1 rRNA gene is annotated in these 1,167 nt (G+C 56.9%); it reads right to left on the bottom strand.

The annotated features are described in order from the left end of the window. Positions 1-19: 19 nt before the first annotated feature. Positions 20-1,167: ribosomal RNA gene (locus ACFC25_RS22640) — 16S ribosomal RNA — on the bottom strand; the annotation flags it as partial.

Genomic DNA, 1,167 nt, shown 5'->3' with positions numbered 1-1,167 from the left:
GTTTGTAGGTGCTCCTTAGAAAGGAGGTGATCCAGCCGCACCTTCCGGTACGGCTACCTTGTTACGACTTAGTCCCAATCGCCAGTCCCACCTTCGACAGCTCCCTCCCACAAGGGGTTAGGCCACCGGCTTCGGGTGTTACCAACTTTCGTGACTTGACGGGCGGTGTGTACAAGGCCCGGGAACGTATTCACCGCAGCGTTGCTGATCTGCGATTACTAGCGACTCCGACTTCATGGGGTCGAGTTGCAGACCCCAATCCGAACTGAGACCGGCTTTTTGGGATTAGCTCCACCTCACAGTATCGCAACCCTTTGTACCGGCCATTGTAGCATGCGTGAAGCCCAAGACATAAGGGGCATGATGATTTGACGTCGTCCCCACCTTCCTCCGAGTTGACCCCGGCAGTCTCCTATGAGTCCCCGCCATAACGCGCTGGCAACATAGAACGAGGGTTGCGCTCGTTGCGGGACTTAACCCAACATCTCACGACACGAGCTGACGACAACCATGCACCACCTGTGAACCGGCCCCAAAGGGGAAACCACATTTCTGCGGCGGTCCGGTCCATGTCAAGCCTTGGTAAGGTTCTTCGCGTTGCATCGAATTAATCCGCATGCTCCGCCGCTTGTGCGGGCCCCCGTCAATTCCTTTGAGTTTTAGCCTTGCGGCCGTACTCCCCAGGCGGGGCACTTAATGCGTTAGCTACGGCGCGGAAAACGTGGAATGTCCCCCACACCTAGTGCCCAACGTTTACGGCATGGACTACCAGGGTATCTAATCCTGTTCGCTCCCCATGCTTTCGCTCCTCAGCGTCAGTTAATGCCCAGAGACCTGCCTTCGCCATCGGTGTTCCTCCTGATATCTGCGCATTTCACCGCTACACCAGGAATTCCAGTCTCCCCTACATCACTCTAGTCTGCCCGTACCCACCGCAGATCCGGAGTTGAGCCCCGGACTTTCACGGCAGACGCGACAAACCGCCTACGAGCTCTTTACGCCCAATAATTCCGGATAACGCTTGCGCCCTACGTATTACCGCGGCTGCTGGCACGTAGTTAGCCGGCGCTTCTTCTGCAGGTACCGTCACTTTCGCTTCTTCCCTACTGAAAGAGGTTTACAACCCGAAGGCCGTCATCCCTCACGCGGCGTCGCTGCATCAGGCTT

The organism is Pseudarthrobacter sp. NPDC055928, from assembly GCF_042270935.1.
In the GTDB taxonomy this organism is placed as follows: Bacteria; Actinomycetota; Actinomycetes; order Actinomycetales; family Micrococcaceae; genus Arthrobacter.
The sequence above is the reverse complement of the archived record's forward strand: the minus strand, read 5'-3'. Positions and strand labels throughout refer to the sequence as shown.